Origin of the sequence: Rhizobium changzhiense (genome assembly GCF_013087625.1) — a bacterium.
Lineage (GTDB): Bacteria > Pseudomonadota > Alphaproteobacteria > Rhizobiales > Rhizobiaceae > Rhizobium > Rhizobium sophorae.
The window spans coordinates 115291-130303 of record NZ_JABFCQ010000006.1 but is presented as its reverse complement, the minus strand read 5'-3'; the positions used below and the strand labels follow the sequence as shown (position 1 = coordinate 130303).

The 15013-nt window shown below is 61.1% G+C and carries 18 protein-coding genes; 9 read left to right on the top strand and 9 right to left on the bottom strand.

The window, feature by feature from the left end; translation table 11 throughout:
• Positions 1-39 precede the first annotated feature (39 nt).
• The 5 genes from G9X68_RS25970 (at position 40) to G9X68_RS25950 (ending at position 4340) form a co-directional block, all read left to right on the top strand.
• On the top strand, positions 40-1017 hold the full coding sequence (locus tag G9X68_RS25970; protein ID WP_171604826.1) for an ABC transporter permease: 978 nt from the start codon (positions 40-42) through the stop codon (positions 1015-1017).
• A gap of 1 nt (position 1018) precedes the next feature.
• Positions 1019-1897 carry an ABC transporter permease gene (locus G9X68_RS25965; RefSeq protein ID WP_033183630.1) on the top strand — a complete coding sequence of 293 codons (879 nt, stop codon included), beginning with the start codon at positions 1019-1021 and terminating at the stop codon, positions 1895-1897.
• A complete protein-coding gene (locus G9X68_RS25960; RefSeq protein ID WP_171604825.1) occupies positions 1894-2697 on the top strand; it encodes an ATP-binding cassette domain-containing protein in 804 nt (267 codons plus the stop codon). The genes G9X68_RS25965 and G9X68_RS25960 overlap by 4 nt, the downstream gene beginning before the upstream one ends.
• Positions 2694-3593 carry an ABC transporter ATP-binding protein gene (locus G9X68_RS25955; protein ID WP_171604824.1) on the top strand — a complete coding sequence of 300 codons (900 nt, stop codon included), beginning with the start codon at positions 2694-2696 and terminating at the stop codon, positions 3591-3593. The genes G9X68_RS25960 and G9X68_RS25955 overlap by 4 nt, the downstream gene beginning before the upstream one ends.
• A gap of 69 nt (positions 3594-3662) precedes the next feature.
• The gene (locus tag G9X68_RS25950) at positions 3663-4340 is read left to right on the top strand and encodes a spermidine synthase (protein ID WP_171604823.1); all 678 of its coding nucleotides are present in this window, start codon (positions 3663-3665) and stop codon (positions 4338-4340) included.
• 20 nt (positions 4341-4360) lie between these two features.
• On the opposite strand, the gene G9X68_RS32230 is transcribed toward G9X68_RS25950, so the two are convergent.
• The 4 genes from G9X68_RS32230 to G9X68_RS25930 all read right to left on the bottom strand — a co-directional run bounded on the left by G9X68_RS32230 (position 4361) and on the right by G9X68_RS25930 (position 7218).
• Positions 4361-4987 carry a CatB-related O-acetyltransferase gene (locus G9X68_RS32230; protein ID WP_168315090.1) on the bottom strand — a complete coding sequence of 209 codons (627 nt, stop codon included), beginning with the start codon at positions 4985-4987 and terminating at the stop codon, positions 4361-4363.
• A 110-nt stretch (positions 4988-5097) separates the two neighbouring features.
• Positions 5098-5892: an HpcH/HpaI aldolase family protein gene (locus tag G9X68_RS25940; protein ID WP_168312224.1), complete on the bottom strand. Its 795-nt coding sequence runs from the start codon at positions 5890-5892 to the stop codon at positions 5098-5100.
• A gap of 99 nt (positions 5893-5991) precedes the next feature.
• Positions 5992-6195 carry a hypothetical protein gene (locus G9X68_RS25935; RefSeq protein ID WP_171604822.1) on the bottom strand — a complete coding sequence of 68 codons (204 nt, stop codon included), beginning with the start codon at positions 6193-6195 and terminating at the stop codon, positions 5992-5994.
• 120 nt (positions 6196-6315) lie between these two features.
• The gene (locus tag G9X68_RS25930; RefSeq protein WP_171604821.1) at positions 6316-7218 is read right to left on the bottom strand and encodes a choline sulfate utilization transcriptional regulator; all 903 of its coding nucleotides are present in this window, start codon (positions 7216-7218) and stop codon (positions 6316-6318) included.
• 143 nt (positions 7219-7361) lie between these two features.
• Between G9X68_RS25930 and betC the strand changes: the two genes are divergently transcribed.
• Positions 7362-8870 carry a choline-sulfatase gene (gene betC, locus G9X68_RS25925; protein ID WP_171604820.1) on the top strand — a complete coding sequence of 503 codons (1509 nt, stop codon included), beginning with the start codon at positions 7362-7364 and terminating at the stop codon, positions 8868-8870.
• Between the two features lie 137 nt (positions 8871-9007).
• Here betC and G9X68_RS25920 read toward each other — a convergent pair whose 3' ends face one another.
• Both G9X68_RS25920 and G9X68_RS25915 read right to left on the bottom strand, forming a co-directional pair.
• Positions 9008-9868: a TIM barrel protein gene (locus G9X68_RS25920; RefSeq protein ID WP_168312220.1), complete on the bottom strand. Its 861-nt coding sequence runs from the start codon at positions 9866-9868 to the stop codon at positions 9008-9010.
• Positions 9869-9938: 70 nt separating this feature from the next.
• The gene (locus G9X68_RS25915) at positions 9939-11321 is read right to left on the bottom strand and encodes an amidase (RefSeq protein ID WP_171604819.1); all 1383 of its coding nucleotides are present in this window, start codon (positions 11319-11321) and stop codon (positions 9939-9941) included.
• Positions 11322-11595: 274 nt separating this feature from the next.
• Here G9X68_RS25915 and G9X68_RS25910 point away from each other — a divergent pair, with 274 nt between their 5' ends.
• Positions 11596-11874, top strand: coding sequence for a hypothetical protein (locus G9X68_RS25910; RefSeq protein ID WP_062940326.1), 279 nt, complete (start codon positions 11596-11598; stop codon positions 11872-11874).
• A gap of 176 nt (positions 11875-12050) precedes the next feature.
• Positions 12051-12491 carry a DUF1810 domain-containing protein gene (locus G9X68_RS25905; protein ID WP_171604818.1) on the top strand — a complete coding sequence of 147 codons (441 nt, stop codon included), beginning with the start codon at positions 12051-12053 and terminating at the stop codon, positions 12489-12491.
• A 48-nt stretch (positions 12492-12539) separates the two neighbouring features.
• Here the strand turns inward: G9X68_RS25905 and G9X68_RS25900 are convergent, their stop codons facing one another.
• Both G9X68_RS25900 and G9X68_RS25895 read right to left on the bottom strand, forming a co-directional pair.
• Entirely contained in the window at positions 12540-12728 is a 189-nt protein-coding gene (locus G9X68_RS25900; RefSeq protein WP_003547852.1) for a hypothetical protein, read from the bottom strand.
• Positions 12729-12810: 82 nt separating this feature from the next.
• Positions 12811-13434 (bottom strand): TetR/AcrR family transcriptional regulator, encoded by a 624-nt coding sequence (locus tag G9X68_RS25895; RefSeq protein ID WP_168315087.1) that lies wholly within the window; start codon positions 13432-13434, stop codon positions 12811-12813.
• Positions 13435-13561: 127 nt separating this feature from the next.
• On the opposite strand from G9X68_RS25895, the gene G9X68_RS25890 reads away from it, so the two are divergent.
• Positions 13562-13777: a hypothetical protein gene (locus tag G9X68_RS25890; RefSeq protein WP_168315086.1), complete on the top strand. Its 216-nt coding sequence runs from the start codon at positions 13562-13564 to the stop codon at positions 13775-13777.
• Positions 13778-13956: 179 nt separating this feature from the next.
• Here G9X68_RS25890 and G9X68_RS25885 read toward each other — a convergent pair whose 3' ends face one another.
• Positions 13957-14814 carry an SDR family oxidoreductase gene (locus tag G9X68_RS25885; protein ID WP_129419120.1) on the bottom strand — a complete coding sequence of 286 codons (858 nt, stop codon included), beginning with the start codon at positions 14812-14814 and terminating at the stop codon, positions 13957-13959.
• Positions 14815-15013: the final 199 nt, after the last annotated feature.

The following is a 15013-nucleotide window of genomic DNA, read 5'->3' as shown; positions in this document are numbered from 1 at the left end:
GAGCGGCGCAAAGCGCCGCTCCGTCACGACGGAGTCCCCATGGCTTTCCTGCTTCGCCGCCTCGTCTTCTACGTGGCAGCCTTCATCGCGGCAGCGACGATCAATTTCTTCCTGCCGCGTCTGATGCCGGGCGATCCCGTGCAGATCATGTTCTCGAGCGCCGGCACCGAATTGCCGCCGGAAAGCCTGCAGGCGCTGAAGCTCACCTTCGGTTTCGTCGACGGTCCACTCTGGCAACAATACCTCACCTATCTCGGCAGCATCTTCACCGGCGATCTCGGCCGCTCGATCAAATATTTCCCGCTACCCGTCACCTCGGTGCTCGGCCATGCGCTCGTCTGGACCGTCGGCTTGATGGGCACGGCGACGATCGTCAGCTTCGCCCTCGGCACCTTTCTCGGCATCGTCGCTGCCTGGCGCCGCGGCAGCAAGTTCGACGTCGTCGTCTCCGTCGGCGCGATCTTCGCGACCTCGGTGCCGGCCGTCGTCACCTCGCTGATCGTGCTCTTCGTCTTCGGCTTCACACTCGGCTGGTTTCCGAATGGTTATGCCGCCGACCCATCGCTCGATCCGGCCTTCAGCCTCCAATATATCGGCAGCCTCGCCTATCACGGCATCCTGCCGATGGTGACGCTCTGCACCGTGCTGATCGGCGGCTTCACCGTCACCATGCGCAACAACATGATCAACCTGCTCGGCGAGGACTATATCGTCATGGCCCGCGCCAAGGGCCTTTCCGACCGGCATGTGATGCTCTGGTACGCAGCTCGCAACGCCCTATTGCCAACTGTCTCCAGCCTTGCCATCGCCATCGGCACCATCCTCGGCGGCTCGCTGGTGACGGAGGTCGTCTATAATTACCCCGGCCTCGGCAACATTCTCTACCAGGCGATCCTCGCCCGCGATTACCCCGTCATCCAGGGCCAGTTGCTCATCATGACCGCGACCATGCTGATCGCCAATTTTATCGTCGACGTCAGCTATGTGCTGCTCGACCCGCGGCTGAAGGGAGCGTGAGATGAAGACCCTGCTTCGAAACCGCAAGGCGCTCGTCGGTCTCGTCATCATCGCCTTCATCGTCCTCGTCGCGATCGCAGCGCCGCTGCTGACACAGTACGATCCCGCCGCCCGCACCGGGCGGCCGCACCAGCCGCCATCGCTCGATCATATCCTCGGCACCACCCGCATCGGCCAGGATGTCTTCGCCCGGTTGATCTATGGCGCCCGGACTTCGCTTGCCGTCGGCTTCGGCGCCGGCCTGCTGATCACACTCGTCGGCACCGCACTCGGCATCATCTCCGGCTATCGCGGCGGCAAGACCGACGAGATCATCAGCTTCTTCACCAACATGGTGCTGGTCGTTCCGAACTTGCCGCTTCTGCTGGTCCTCGCCGCCTTCATCGGCCAGGCAAGCCCTCTCGTCATCGCCCTTATCCTTGGTGCCACCTCCTGGGCATGGGGCGCACGCGTCACTCGTGCCGAAACGCTCTCCGTCAAGCAGAAGGATTTCGTCAAATCGGCCGAGATGATGGGTGAGCCGCAATGGCGCATCATGACATTCGAAATCTTTCCCAACGTGATTTCAATCGTCGGCATCAATTTCATCGGCAGCGTCATCTTCGCGATCATCACCGAGGCGACACTGGAATTCCTCGGCCTCGGCGATCCGAGAGCGATCTCCTGGGGCACCATGCTCTACAATGCGCAGAAGGCCTCGGCCCTTTCTGTCGGCGCCTGGTGGGATATTCTCACCCCCTGCTTCGCGCTCGCCTTCCTCGGCATCGGCATGTCATTGCTGAACTTCGCCGTCGACGAAATCGCCAATCCGCGGCTGCGCACCGGCAATCACCTGAAGCGCTGGTCCCTGCTCGTTCGAACAGGGGAGGGCCGCCTGTGACGCAGCCGCTGCTCTCGGTGAGGAACCTCACCATCGACTATATCGGCGAGGAGAAAGATTTCCGCGCCGTTAGCGATGTCAGCTTCGATGTCGCGCCCGGCGAGGTCTTCGGCCTTGCGGGCGAATCCGGCTGCGGCAAGAGCACCATCGCTTTTGCCATCAGCCGCCTGCACAAGCCGCCGGCGCTGATCCGCAAGGAGAGCCGCATCCTGCTCGACGGCCGCGATGTGCTCGGCCTCGACCGGCAGGCGCTCAGCGCCTTCCGCTGGCGCGAGGTCGCCATGGTCTTCCAGAGCGCGATGAACTCGCTGAACCCGGTGCTGCGCATCGAGGCGCAATTCTACGACATGCTGCGCACCCACAAGGGCATGAGCCGCGCTGCAGCCCGCGAGCGCACCGCCGAGATGCTGACGCTCGTCGACATCGCGCCGGACCGCATGCGCGATTATCCGCACCAGTTTTCCGGCGGCATGCGCCAGCGCATCGTCATCGCCATCTGCATGGCGCTCGATCCGAAGCTCGTCGTCATGGACGAACCGACGACGGCGCTCGACGTCGTCGTCCAGCGCGAAATCCTGCAGCGCATCAATGAATTGCGCCGCAGCTTCGGTTTTTCCGTGCTGTTCATCACCCATGATCTCGGGCTGATGGTGCAATTCTGCGACCGCATCGGCATCATGCTCGCCGGCCAGCTGGTGGAGCAGAACACGGCCGAGGCGATCTACAGGACGCCCAAGCATGGCTACACGAAAAAGCTCTGGGCTTCCTTCCCCTCGCTGCATGGAGGAGTGCTGTTATGACCGACGCCATTCTCGCACTCGACAAGGTGACGAAGACCTTCGGCCATGGTTCCGGGGCCGTACATGCCGCCCGCGCCATCTCGTTTTCTCTGCATGCCGGCCGGGCGCTGGCACTCGTCGGCGAATCCGGCAGCGGCAAGACCACCTGCGCCCGCATGGCGATGCGCGAATATCTGCCGACATCGGGCCGAATTCTCTACAAGGGCCGGCCTGTCGAGGCGGCAAAATCCGCCGAGATCGCCCGCTACCGCCGCTCGGTGCAGATGATCTTCCAGGACCCTTTCGCTTCCCTCAACCCGGCCCATACCATCACCCATCATCTCCGGCGGCCGCTGAAGCTGCATCGCCCGGAGATCAAAGGGGCCAAGATCGACGTCGCGGTCCGCGAACTGCTTGAACGCGTCAGGCTCGACCCTGATCTCGTTGCGCCGAAATATCCGCATGAGCTCTCTGGCGGCCAGCGCCAGCGCGTCAACATCGCTCGCGCCTTGGCCGTCAAGCCGGAGGTGATCGTCGCCGACGAACCGACCTCAATGCTCGACGTCTCCGTGCGCCTCGGCGTGCTGAACCTCTTGAACGAGATGAAGCAGGAGATGAATCTCGGCCTGCTCTACATCACCCATGACATCGCCACCGCCCGCTATGTCGCCGAGGACATCGCCGTGATGTATGCCGGCCAGATCGTCGAATGGGGCAGCGTCGCCAAGGTGATCGACAATCCGCTGCATCCCTATACCCGTCTGCTGCTCTCGGCCGTGCCTGATCCGGAGGTTCGCTTCGACGACCCGAAGGCCCGGCTGAGGCCCGACGAGGTGGAAGATATTCGCCGCCGTTCGGCCGTTCCGCAGGACGACATCGTCGAATTAGAGCAGGATCATTTCATGCGGATGATGTGAGGCCGGCTTGCTGGCCTCATCTGGCGCCCCATGCTAGGGACGGTCTCTTTCATATGAGGCGATACCGTCATGCTGCCCTGGATCCAGCTCGATTCCGCGACCATTCCCGGTGAAAACGGCGAATTGCGGCTGAAGCGGCGCGGCGGCGAGTTCTCGATAATGCTCGGCGCCAACGAGCTGATGAACAGCCGCCTCAGCGGCTCGGAGGAAGCGCTGGCGAGCCTTTCCTGGGATCGGATCAAAATGAATCCGAAGCCAAGGATCTTGATCGGCGGTCTCGGCATGGGCTTTACCCTGCGCGCCGCTCTAGCCGTCCTCCCGGAAGACGCCGGCGTCACCGTCGCCGAACTGGTGCCTGCCGTGATCGCCTGGGCACGCGGGTCGATGGCCGAGGTCTTCAAGGGCTGTCTCGACGATCCGCGCGTCGGCATCCATCAGGGCGATGTCGGCGAGGCGATCCGTGCCGGCAAAGGCGCCTATGACGCAATCCTGCTCGATGTCGATAACGGCCCTGATGGCCTGACCCGCAAATCCAACGATCGGCTCTACGATTTCGCCGGCCTTCGCGCCGCCCGCGACGCGCTTCGCCCCGGCGGGGTGCTCGCCGTCTGGTCGTCCGGTCCGGACCCCGATTTCACGTGGCGTCTCAAGGATAGCGGCTTTACCGTCGAGGTCGTCAATACCCGCGCCAACCGCAAACGCGGCGCCCGGCATGTGATCTGGCTGGCAGTCAAATCGGGCGGCTGATGGAATGCCTGACAGAAACTTCAGGCGGCGTCCGTCTGCCGCTCACCGTCGGTGCCCTGTCCCCGGAATGCCTGCAGCATGAGGTCGAGAAGCTCCTTGGTGGGCTCGCTGCAGAAGAGGATTTCAGAAATCTGCTTGATGCTCTCATCCGGCAGCTCCCACCATTTGAGCTGCATCATGAGATCGCGGATTTCAGGATTGAAGCGGTATCTTATGTGCCGAGCCGGATTACCGCCCACGATCTCGAAAGGCTCGACATCCTTATAAACATGCGAGCGGGCGGCGATGACCGCGCCATCGCCGATGGTAACGCCCGAAAGGATGGTGGCTCCGAAGCCGATCCAGACATCGTTGCCGATAACAACGTCGCCCTTCGTGCCGCTCGGCTGTTTGATCCCCTCGCCGCCGAGTTGCGACAAAAATTTCGCATGTCCGAAAGGATAGGTCGTGAAGCAGTTGGTCTTATGCTCGCCACCAAGCAGGATACTCACATCCATGGCCACGGAGCAGAACCTGCCGACCCGCAACGACGCGCCCTGGTCGTAGGTGAACACCTTGGTCCCCAAAACGCCGTAGGAATACTTTCCGATATATACGCGGCTCGCCCCGAATTCGAGTACGCGATCCTCAGCTACTGCATCATCCATAGACGGTCCCCCAATTGCGGGAGATTGTGCCGGGCAAAGCTTTCGCGAAGCTTGGGTCGACGCAACAAATGCGTGTCAGGTAGGGAACTGCGCAATGAAGCGCGCTCCGACTAACTTCCCGAAGCGATCCTGCGGGCGGCATTGATGGCGCGGCGGGCGCCGGAGCGCAGCTGCGCGGTCTCGGCACCGGCAATGACCAGATCGAAGCCGAATTTCAGCAGTTCGCCGGCCCGCTCGCCGTCGCCGGCGAAGGCGCAGGCGAATTTGCCGTGGGCGCGGCAGCGCGAAACCGCATGCTGCATCGCGCTGTCGATCTCGGCGGCGTTCGGCGCCACCTGGTCGCCGTTCGAGAGTGCGATCGAAAGGTCGGAAGGACCGATGAAAATGCCATCGATGCCGGCAACGCCGAGGATGCCGTCGATCGCCTCGAGTGCAGCCCGGGTCTCGATCATGGCGATGGCAACGGTGAGCGCGTTGGCGTTCTTCAGATAATCATCGGCCGACAGCCCTGTATGGTTGAGCGCCAGTGACGGTCCCCAACTGCGCTCGCCAAGAGGCGGGTATTTTGTGGTCTTGACGAAGGCTTGCGCGTCTTCAACCGAATTGATCATCGGCGCGATGATGCCGGAGGCGCCGGCATCGAGCAGGCGCGAGGCGGAGGCGAAATCACCGACCGGTATGCGCGCCAGCGCCGGCTTGCCGGCAAGCCGCACCTGGGCGACGGCATTCGCTGCCGAGGGCATGTCCCACATGCCGTGCTGCATATCCAGCACGATGGCGTCGAAGGCCTCCTGCGCCAGGTGATTGGCGAGCGTGGCGTCGGGAATACCGATCCAGGCGGAGATCATGCCGCCCCGGTGGTGCCTGATCCGGTCCGCAAAGCCGTCTATTTCAGCTGCGCTCATGCCATTCTCCTCAATTCGACAGGCCGTTAGCCGCCAGATATTTCTGCTCGAGGAACTTGTCGATGTCGAATTCCCTCAAAGCCATGCACGATTGCCGGCTCATCCTCTCCGGCGCAGCCGTGAAACAATGATTGTCACAGCGAGCCCCGCGACAGCCATTATTATTCCCCAGAGAACCCAGATGCTTTGGTTGATCATGAAACTGGACGCGGGATAGGGAAAATAGCCGCTTCCCTGGGCGATCCAGATGAGTCCCAACAGGATCATGAGCAGTCCAACGACGTATCCGACGGTTCGCGACATGCTTCGCCCCTTCCCTATGAATCGATGCCACAATGTCGATCGGCGTCGGTCATGACAAGGCTTCTCTCCTGAGCGCGAACATATTCCGGATGCAATGACGCGCCGGCCTCCGTCCGAATGTCATGTCCTGCCGACTTCATCCACCAGCCAGTTGCTGAGCCTTTCGCTATCAACATTTGCCGATCGCGGCGGTATCAGCCAGTAACCGCGGTCGCGGGCCTCGATAGCCGGCCCGGCTTCCACCAGCATGTGCGTGGACAGAAGCGTATCGACCAGCCCCATCCAGCCGATCGCCACGCCCTGTTCGCTGAGAGCGGCCTGGACGACCAGCGAGTAAGTGTTGAAGCTGACATCACCGCGGCCGGCATGGAGATCGCGAGTGACGGAGAATTCAGCAAAATAACTTCGCCAGTCGAACCACGGCGATGGCATCGGCGAGTCGAGATGGATCAGGATCGACTTGGCAAGCTGCTGCGGATCGTCGAACGGGCCGTTGCGATCGAGAAAGCCTCGCGTGCAGACGGGCACGACTTCTTCCTTCAGCAGAAGCGATCCGATAGCGCCGAATTCCGCCTTTGTGCCGAAAACCACCCCCACATCTGCGTCGTCACGAAAGCCGGGCTCAAGCCTCTGGGTCGCGACGATCTGTATATCCATTTCGGGGTGAAGGAGGCGAAAGCCGTGCATGCGCGGGATCAGCCATAGCGCCGAAAAGGCATAGTCGGTTCTCAGTCTGACGACCGGCCTTTGAGCCTCAGCGCGGAAACTGCGCGCCAGGGCATCGATGTCACCAACCGTCTTGGCCGCGACCTGGAAAAGGCGTTCGCCCTCCTCAGTCAACTCGACGCCGCGGTGCTGTCGACGCAGCAGGGCGACGCCGAACTGCTCTTCTAGCCGCCGAATCTGATAGCTGACGGCGGGCTGCGTGAGGCCGAGAACTGCCGCCGCGGCCGAAAAGCTGCCGAGCCTTGCGACCTCCGCAAAGACGCGCATCCATCCCAGCTCAGGCCGACGGTCTGGCATAAAAATTCCTTTTGGTAAGCATCAAAAAAAGCCATCTTTACAAGCAGGATGATAGTGGTTTTGATAAGATCTGCAAATAGCAGTGGGCGTCGACTTCCAGCAAGACCTTCCCCCGCCTTTGAGACCACAGGAGACAATTTCGCATGGTGCGTCCGAATATCCTCATCCTGATGGTCGACCAGTTGAATGGCACTTTCTTTCCCGATGGCCCTGCCGATTTTCTGCATGCGCCGCATCTGAAATCACTGGCAGAGCGTTCCGTGCGCTTCACCAACGCCTATACGGCAAGCCCGCTCTGCGCACCGGCGCGGGCCTCCTTCATGTCCGGACAATTGCCGAGTCGAACCCGCGTCTATGACAATGCGGCGGAATTTGCCTCGGACATTCCGACCTATGCGCATCATCTGCGCGCTGCCGGATACCAGACAGCACTTTCCGGCAAGATGCATTTCGTCGGCCCTGACCAGTTGCATGGCTTCGAGGAACGCCTGACGACGGATATCTACCCGGCCGATTTCGGCTGGACGCCTGACTATAGCAAGCCGGGCGAACGCATAGACTGGTGGTATCACAATCTGGGTTCGGTCACCGGCGCCGGTATTGCCGAGATCACCAACCAGATGGAATATGACGACGAGGTCGCCTACCACGCCGGCCGCAAACTGTTCGATCTCTCGCGCGGTCATGACGAGCGCCCCTGGTGCCTGACCGTCAGCTTCACCCACCCGCACGACCCCTATGTCGCGCGCCGCAAATTCTGGGACCTCTATGAGGATTGCCCGGCACTGGACCCTGCGGTTGCGCCGATTGCCTTCGAGCGGCAGGACCCGCACTCACAACGTTTGATGAAAGCCTGCGATCACGCCGCCTTCGACATTAGCGATGAGCAGATCAGGCGGGCAAGGCGGGGCTATTTCGCCAATATTTCCTATGTCGACGAGAAGATCGGTGACATTCTCGGCGTCCTCGAACGGACCCGCATGGCTGAAAACACGATCATCCTCTTTGCCTCCGACCATGGCGACATGCTCGGCGACCGCGGTCTCTGGTTCAAGATGAACTTCTTCGAAGGATCGGCCCGCGTTCCGCTGATGATCGCAGCATCCGGCTGGAAGCCCAGACGGATCGATCAGCCTGTCTCCACGCTCGACGTGACGCCGACGCTGGCGGGTCTTGCCGGGATCGATATCGCCTCGCTGAAGCCGTGGACCGAGGGCGAAGATCTGGCAGCGCTTGCCGAAGGCACCGGCAGCCGCAGCCCGGTGCCGATGGAATATGCCGCAGAGGGTTCCGAAGCGCCGCTCGTCTGCATTCGGGATGGCCAATACAAACTCTCGCTCTGCGAGAAGGACCCGCCGATGCTGTTTAATCTCGAGGCCGATCCACAGGAGCTCGACAATCTGGCGGCCGACCCGGCGCATGCCGAGATCTTGGCAAGGCTTGCCGAACAGGCCGGCCGGCGCTGGAACCTTTCCGATTTCGACGCAGCCGTACGCGAGAGCCAGGCGCGCCGCTGGGTGGTCTATGCGGCGCTGCGCAATGGGGCCTATTATCCATGGGACTACCAGCCGCTGCAGAAAGCCTCGGAGCGCTATATGCGCAACCACATGGATCTGAACGTGCTGGAGGAAAACCAAAGGTTCCCGCGCTAGAACAGGATGATTTTAGGCCGGGTCGGCCTAAAATCTGAATCCTCTTCTAAATTATATAGTTAGAGCATGATGTCGTCCGAAAACCGATCACACTTTTCGGCATCATGCTCTAGGAATGAGCAAGAAGCGCTGCTGATTTAAGCCGTCTTGCGCGCCGGCGCCTCGCGCAGGAAATCCTCGATGAACGCCTTCTGCAGCAGGATGCCGTCCCATTCGTCAGGGAAGAAGGGCGAGTCGTAGATCAGCGTGAAGGGACCGTCGTAACCGGCTCTCTCGCACATCTCCAGGCACGTGCGGTAATCCTCGGCATCGAGGCCGGCAGTGCCATAATCGGCTTTGGCATGGCAGATTTCCGCCCGGCCCATGATATCGGCAAGGCCCTCGTATTTCGCTGGAGCCGCCCAGTTGCCGAGGTCGCCGTTGAGACCGACCTTGCCGTCCAACCGGTCCAGCAGCCAGTTCATTTCGACTGGCGATGGCAGCAGGTCGAACCAGTTCTCGACGACGACACGCACGCCGCTGCCTTCCGCCTTTCCGGCCAGCCAACTCAGATGGCGCGCGGCGCGGGTAAGGTTTTCCTCCGTCGGCTTCTGCTTGCCGGCAATGACGCGCATCCTCTCAGCCCCAAGGGTTGCGGCGATGTCGATCCACTCCGCCATCCATTCAACGTCGCGTTCGGCCGTCTCCGGATGACTCGGATCACCGTCCTCGACGAGTAGCGTCTGGAACAGTACGTTCGAGGCCGCCATCGCATCGCGCAATTCGCTTATATAGGCGGCGTCGAGGCTCGGCAGATGGAAGGAACAGACCTCCAGCCGGTTGACGCCGCGTGCCGAGAGCGCCGCAGGCACGTCGATCAGCGCCGCGGCGCCGGGGCCATAGGGTTCCTTCGCCGCTGCACTTTTCTCGGGATCGGGACTATAGGCATGAACGGCGCCGAGCAGCCGATGCAGCGACCATGTCGAAACCGCGAAACGTCCGTTTTGCAAAACCTGCACGTGCTTTCCTCCGGGATCTCCTCATGCCATCAATGGCAACTAAATCCCGGCGGTTCAATTGCCAATTGGTTCAATTGCCAATACGGGCAAAATCGTCGCGGATGACCGCCTCGGCGGCAAGGGCGATCCCCAGCAGCGCCTCATCGCGATGGGCAGTGGCCGAAAGCAGCAGTCCAACAGGCATGCCTGATACACCCGTGCCGCAGGGAATGGAAACGCCGCACCAGTCGAGGAAATTGCCGAGCGCGGTGTTGCGCAAGGTCTTGTTGTTCGTCGCGAAGAACAGCTCGTCATCCTGCGCCAGCGGCCCGATCGGCGGAGCGACATGGGCAACAGTGGGAAAGGCGAGCAGCCGGTCGCCGACGAGGCGCTCGACATCGGCGATCAGGCGGCTGCGCGCCTCGAGGATCGCTAGGTAATCCGGCAGCGTCGTCTTGCTTCCGAGACGGGTGCGCATGACGACGCGGTGGTCCATCCTGTCCGCGTCCGGTCCGGCCAAGCGTTCCTGATGAAGTGCGAAAGCCTCCGCCGTCACCAGCGGACCATATCTCGTCATCAGATCGAATATCTCGTTGAAGGCGGGAATGATGGTGCGGGCAACCTTGGCGCCGGCCTTTTGAAGACGTGCCAAAGCCGCCTCGAACGCGGCGACGACACCGACTTCAGCGCCATCGAAGACGATATTTTCAGGCACGATGAGTTCCAGCCCTTGCAGGGGATGCGCAACGACATCGGGCGCCGTCAGGCCGCGCATTGCCGCGTCGATCCAGACCGCGTCCCTGACACTGCGGCAGAGCGGCCCCAGCGAATCCAGGCTCTTTGCCAGCGGATAGACGCCTGCCATTGCGTGGCGGCCGCGCGTTGCCTTGTAGCCGACGATGCCGTTGAAGGCGGCGGGAATCCGCACCGAGCCGCCGGTATCGGTGCCCATGGCGACCGGCACCAGTCCGGCCGCGACGGCGACACCGGCGCCGGAGGATGAGCCGCCCGGAATGCGCGGGAGATCGAGGCTTCGCGGATTTACCGGCGTGCCGTAATGCGGATTGATGCCGAGGCCGGAAAAGGCGAATTCGCTCATATTGGTGCGTCCGACGGCGACCATGCCCGCCTGCCTGAGCAAAGCGACGACAGCCGCGTCGCGCTTGGCCGGCATATCCTCTGCCAGAACGACGGAACCCGCCGTCGTCGGCAAGCCTTCAATGTCGAAGAGATCTTTCCAGGCAATCGGAATGCCGTCCAGCAATCCAAGCGAGCGCCCTTCCCGCAGACGTCTCGAGGAGGCGCGCGCCTCCTCCATCGCCCGGCTTTCGAGCAATGTGGTGAAGACCGCCTTGTCGGCATAATTCGCGATGGAATCGAAGAACGCCTCGGCCACTTCGACCGGATCGGCCGCGCCACCTTGAATGAGGACGGAAAGCTGCGCGACCGACATCGCGCCGAAGGATTTGCTCATGGGACTGCCCAGAAGAGAGATGTTCCTCTCTGGACTACCCCGGATCATTCCGGTGAACCAGAGCTTCACGATATTTTGCATTTATTGGTACGATTTCTTGAACACTGAGTTTGGATATCGCCCCTTCAATTGCCACGATCGAAGACACACATGCTGCTCGCATGCGAAGCCGGTTCGGCATGAGGGTGAGAGTTTGCTCTAAGAACTCGGCTGCGCATGTGTTGCAGGAGTAATTAAAATGACAGATTGTGAAACTTTAAGCCGTCGCCAGGATATGGTGACCCTCCATGTAAAAGAGGACGAAACCGCCGGTTTAGGCGAGCGCGATTATGTAGATCATGTCAGCGCCCAGAAACTTTCGGCCTTCGAGCGCATTGTCGTGGTCGGAGCGCTGGTTCTCTTGAGCTTTGCGGGTTTTGCCGCATATTCTTCCGGCAATACGGACCCGATGACAACATCGGCCATTGCCGCCCCGGCCGGCGATAACATGCCGCCGCATCCGGCCTACGGCCATTGCCGCGATAGCAGCCCCTACGCTGAGAGGGTTTGCTGATAGCAAAACCACTGCATAATTCCTTAAATCGGAAACCGATTTAAGGATGAAATTATGCAGTCATTCTAAGTGCTACAGCGTCCTTTGCGCGTCTGAAAGACGCGCGGCGCTGTAGATCGCCGGGCGTGGAAACCTTGGCCCAGGCTGCATCGACAGCAGGAAAAGGGGAAAGGACCATGGCCGGCGACATCGACTACAAGCTTCACCGCTTCATCGACGCCCAGAACGGCGTCTACGAGCGGGCGCTCTTAGAGCTGAAGGCCGGACGCAAGACGTCCCACTGGATGTGGTTCATCTTCCCGCAGATCGCCGGTCTCGGTACGTCCGCGATGGCCGACAAATATGCGATCCGCTCGGCCGAGGAAGCCGCCGCCTATCTCGCCGATCCCATTCTCTCAAGCCGGCTGCTGCGTTGCGTCGAGGCGATCCTGTCGGTGGACGGCCGATCGGCGCACGAAATCCTGGGTTCACCCGACGACCTCAAGCTGCGCTCGTCGATGACCTTGTTTGCCGCGATCAGCGACCATGGTTCGCCCTTCCACAGGGTGATCGAGCATTTCTATCAGGGAATATTCGACGAACGGACGATGGAAATCCTTAGCGCCAGCACAGACTGACTTTATGCCGGTCGGCTTAAAATCTGAATGCTGTTGCAAATTAAATAGTTATCGGCCCGGCCTGCTCTCCAGCGTGGCAATTTCCTCGGAAATTTCGCTCAGCCGCTGACGCAGATCGCTGTCGGTGCCGTCATCGACTTCTTCCTCGCCGAAACAATAGCGCGCATCATGGAGTTCCAGCTTGGCTTCGAGCTCGGCGCGCTTGGCATATAGGCGTTTGAGATAGACGTAGTTCATCTCCCTGCCTCCACATTGCCCTCGGGTTAGTGTGAAAACGGCATGGAAGCGGTAAGGTTCCCCTCCCACACACTTGCGGTGGTCAGGCGAAAGAAGCGATCGCCGCGTGGCAGGCCTTGGCGAAATGACCGCAGCAGCCGGCAGCGCCCATGGCCTGACGGCTGACACGTGCGCCCTCGAGCAGCAGCGTCAATGTATCGGCAAGAAGCTGGGGTTCGCGCGCGCCGGCCGCCGAACAGAGCGCGGCCAGGCGATCACGCTGTTCGGCCTTGTGCCGCTCGATCATTTCGTGGGCTGGATGGCCCTCGCCCTTCAGCTCGATGGCGGCATTGGCGAGATCGCAGCCGGCGGGCTCGCCGTTCAGACATTGCGCCCGCAGCTCCACCCAGGCGTCCAGCTGGGCGCGCGGATTGCCGGGATAGGCCGTCTCCAGATCGCGCCAGATGGCACCCGCCTTTTCGGAGGCGCGCCGAAGCGTTTCGCAGACGAGTTCGTCCTTCGAGCCGAAATGCCGGTAGAGCGTCATCTTGTTGGTCAGAGCCGCATCGGCAATGGCATCGACGCCGATGCCGCGAATGCCGCGCTCGCGGAAAAGCTCCGAGGCGGTCGAGACGATACGCTCCCGCGGCGGGATGCGATCTTCTGGAACGGCTGCGGAGATTTCATTCGAAGTTTCTGATTTTTTTGCGGACGTAGTCCTTGACATCAATGTGACCGATCGGTAACAAATGCATTGTTACTTACCGGTAACACCACGAAACGCGAAAGTCAATGCCGAGGGCATGGCAGCGGAAAGTGGAACACGGGCCACCGCCCACGAAAGGAGGACAACCATGACAAAGACCAGAGATGACCTGACGATATCCGAAGCCCTTCGCGACCCCCTGATCGCCATGGTGTTGCGCGCCGACGGCGTAAAGCTTGAAGACTTCAAGCAACTCCTGGAGACGGCCGCCCGCAAGCGCGAACCGCGCTCGAAATCGGTGGGCAATATGATCGGAGCACTCGCAAGCCGCGCCAATCTGCCGGCAGTGCCCTGCTTCGGCTGAAGAAGCCACCTGAACAGCTTGGGGATCTCTCCCTGCCCCCGTCAAGGGCTGCCGTCAAAACCAGACGGCGGCCCTTGCCGCTTTAAAGCATGTCGCGCAAAAGTGTGCAGCGGTTTTGCGACAACGGCAAGCGTCAAACAAAGACTTAAGCACAAGGGGTCGAACGATCGCGACGCGCTTTAGAGAATAGGTTTGCCGCCGGTAACCGCGATTGTCGTGCCGGAGACATAGCTCGACAAGGGATCGGCCAGCATCACGTAGGCTGTCGCAAGCTCGGCCGGCTGTCCCGGCCGTTTCATCGGCACCTGCTTGCCGAAATTGCTGACGCTTTCTTCAGGCAGTGTCGAAGGGATGAGCGGTGTCCAGATCGGCCCGGGCGCCACCGCATTGGCGCGAATGCCTTTCTCGGCCAGAAGCTGCGCAAGGCCAGCGGTGAAATTCTGGATCGCGCCCTTGGTCGTCGCATAGGCAAGCAGCGTGGGGTTCGGACTGTCCGAATTGATCGAGGCGGTGTTGATGATGGCGCTGCCGGGTTTCATATGGGCGACGGCTGCCTTGGTCAGGTAGAACATCGAATGGATATTGACCTTGAAGGTCAGTTCCCACTCTTCATCGCTGATCTCGTCAATGCTCTTGAAGCTCGCCTGATGTGCGGCGTTGTTGACGAGAATGTCGATACCACCGAGCTCCTTGACCGCCGTCTCGACGATCTGCCGGCAGTGGGCCGGATCCTGGATGTCGCCGCTGACGAGGATAGCTTTGCGGCCGGCCTGCTCGACCAGCCGTTTCGTCTCGTCGGCATCCTCATCCTCGTCGAGATAGGAGAGCACCAGATCGGCACCTTCCCTGGCATAGGCGATTGCCACAGCCCGCCCAATGCCGCTATCGCCGCCGGTGATGATCGCCCGCTTGCCCTTCAGCCGCTCGGAACCGCGATAGCTCTTTTCGCCGTGGTCGGGGACAGGGTCCATCTGCGCGGTAAAACCTGGCATCGGCTGTTTCTGGGATGGGAAAGGCGGTGTGGGATAATTTGGCATGGTGACCTCCTGGGTTCAGGGGGTCAAACTCGGGCTGATGCTTGTTGTTCCAAGTCTCGCCGCGGAATGACTACTCGAGCAACCGCGCGCGCTGAGCACGCTCGCGGTCGTCGCCACATCCTAAATTTCCGGTGATATTGAAAACAGAGCCTCATCTGGTCGGCTCAATCCGACTAGCAACCCGCGAAATGTTGCCATT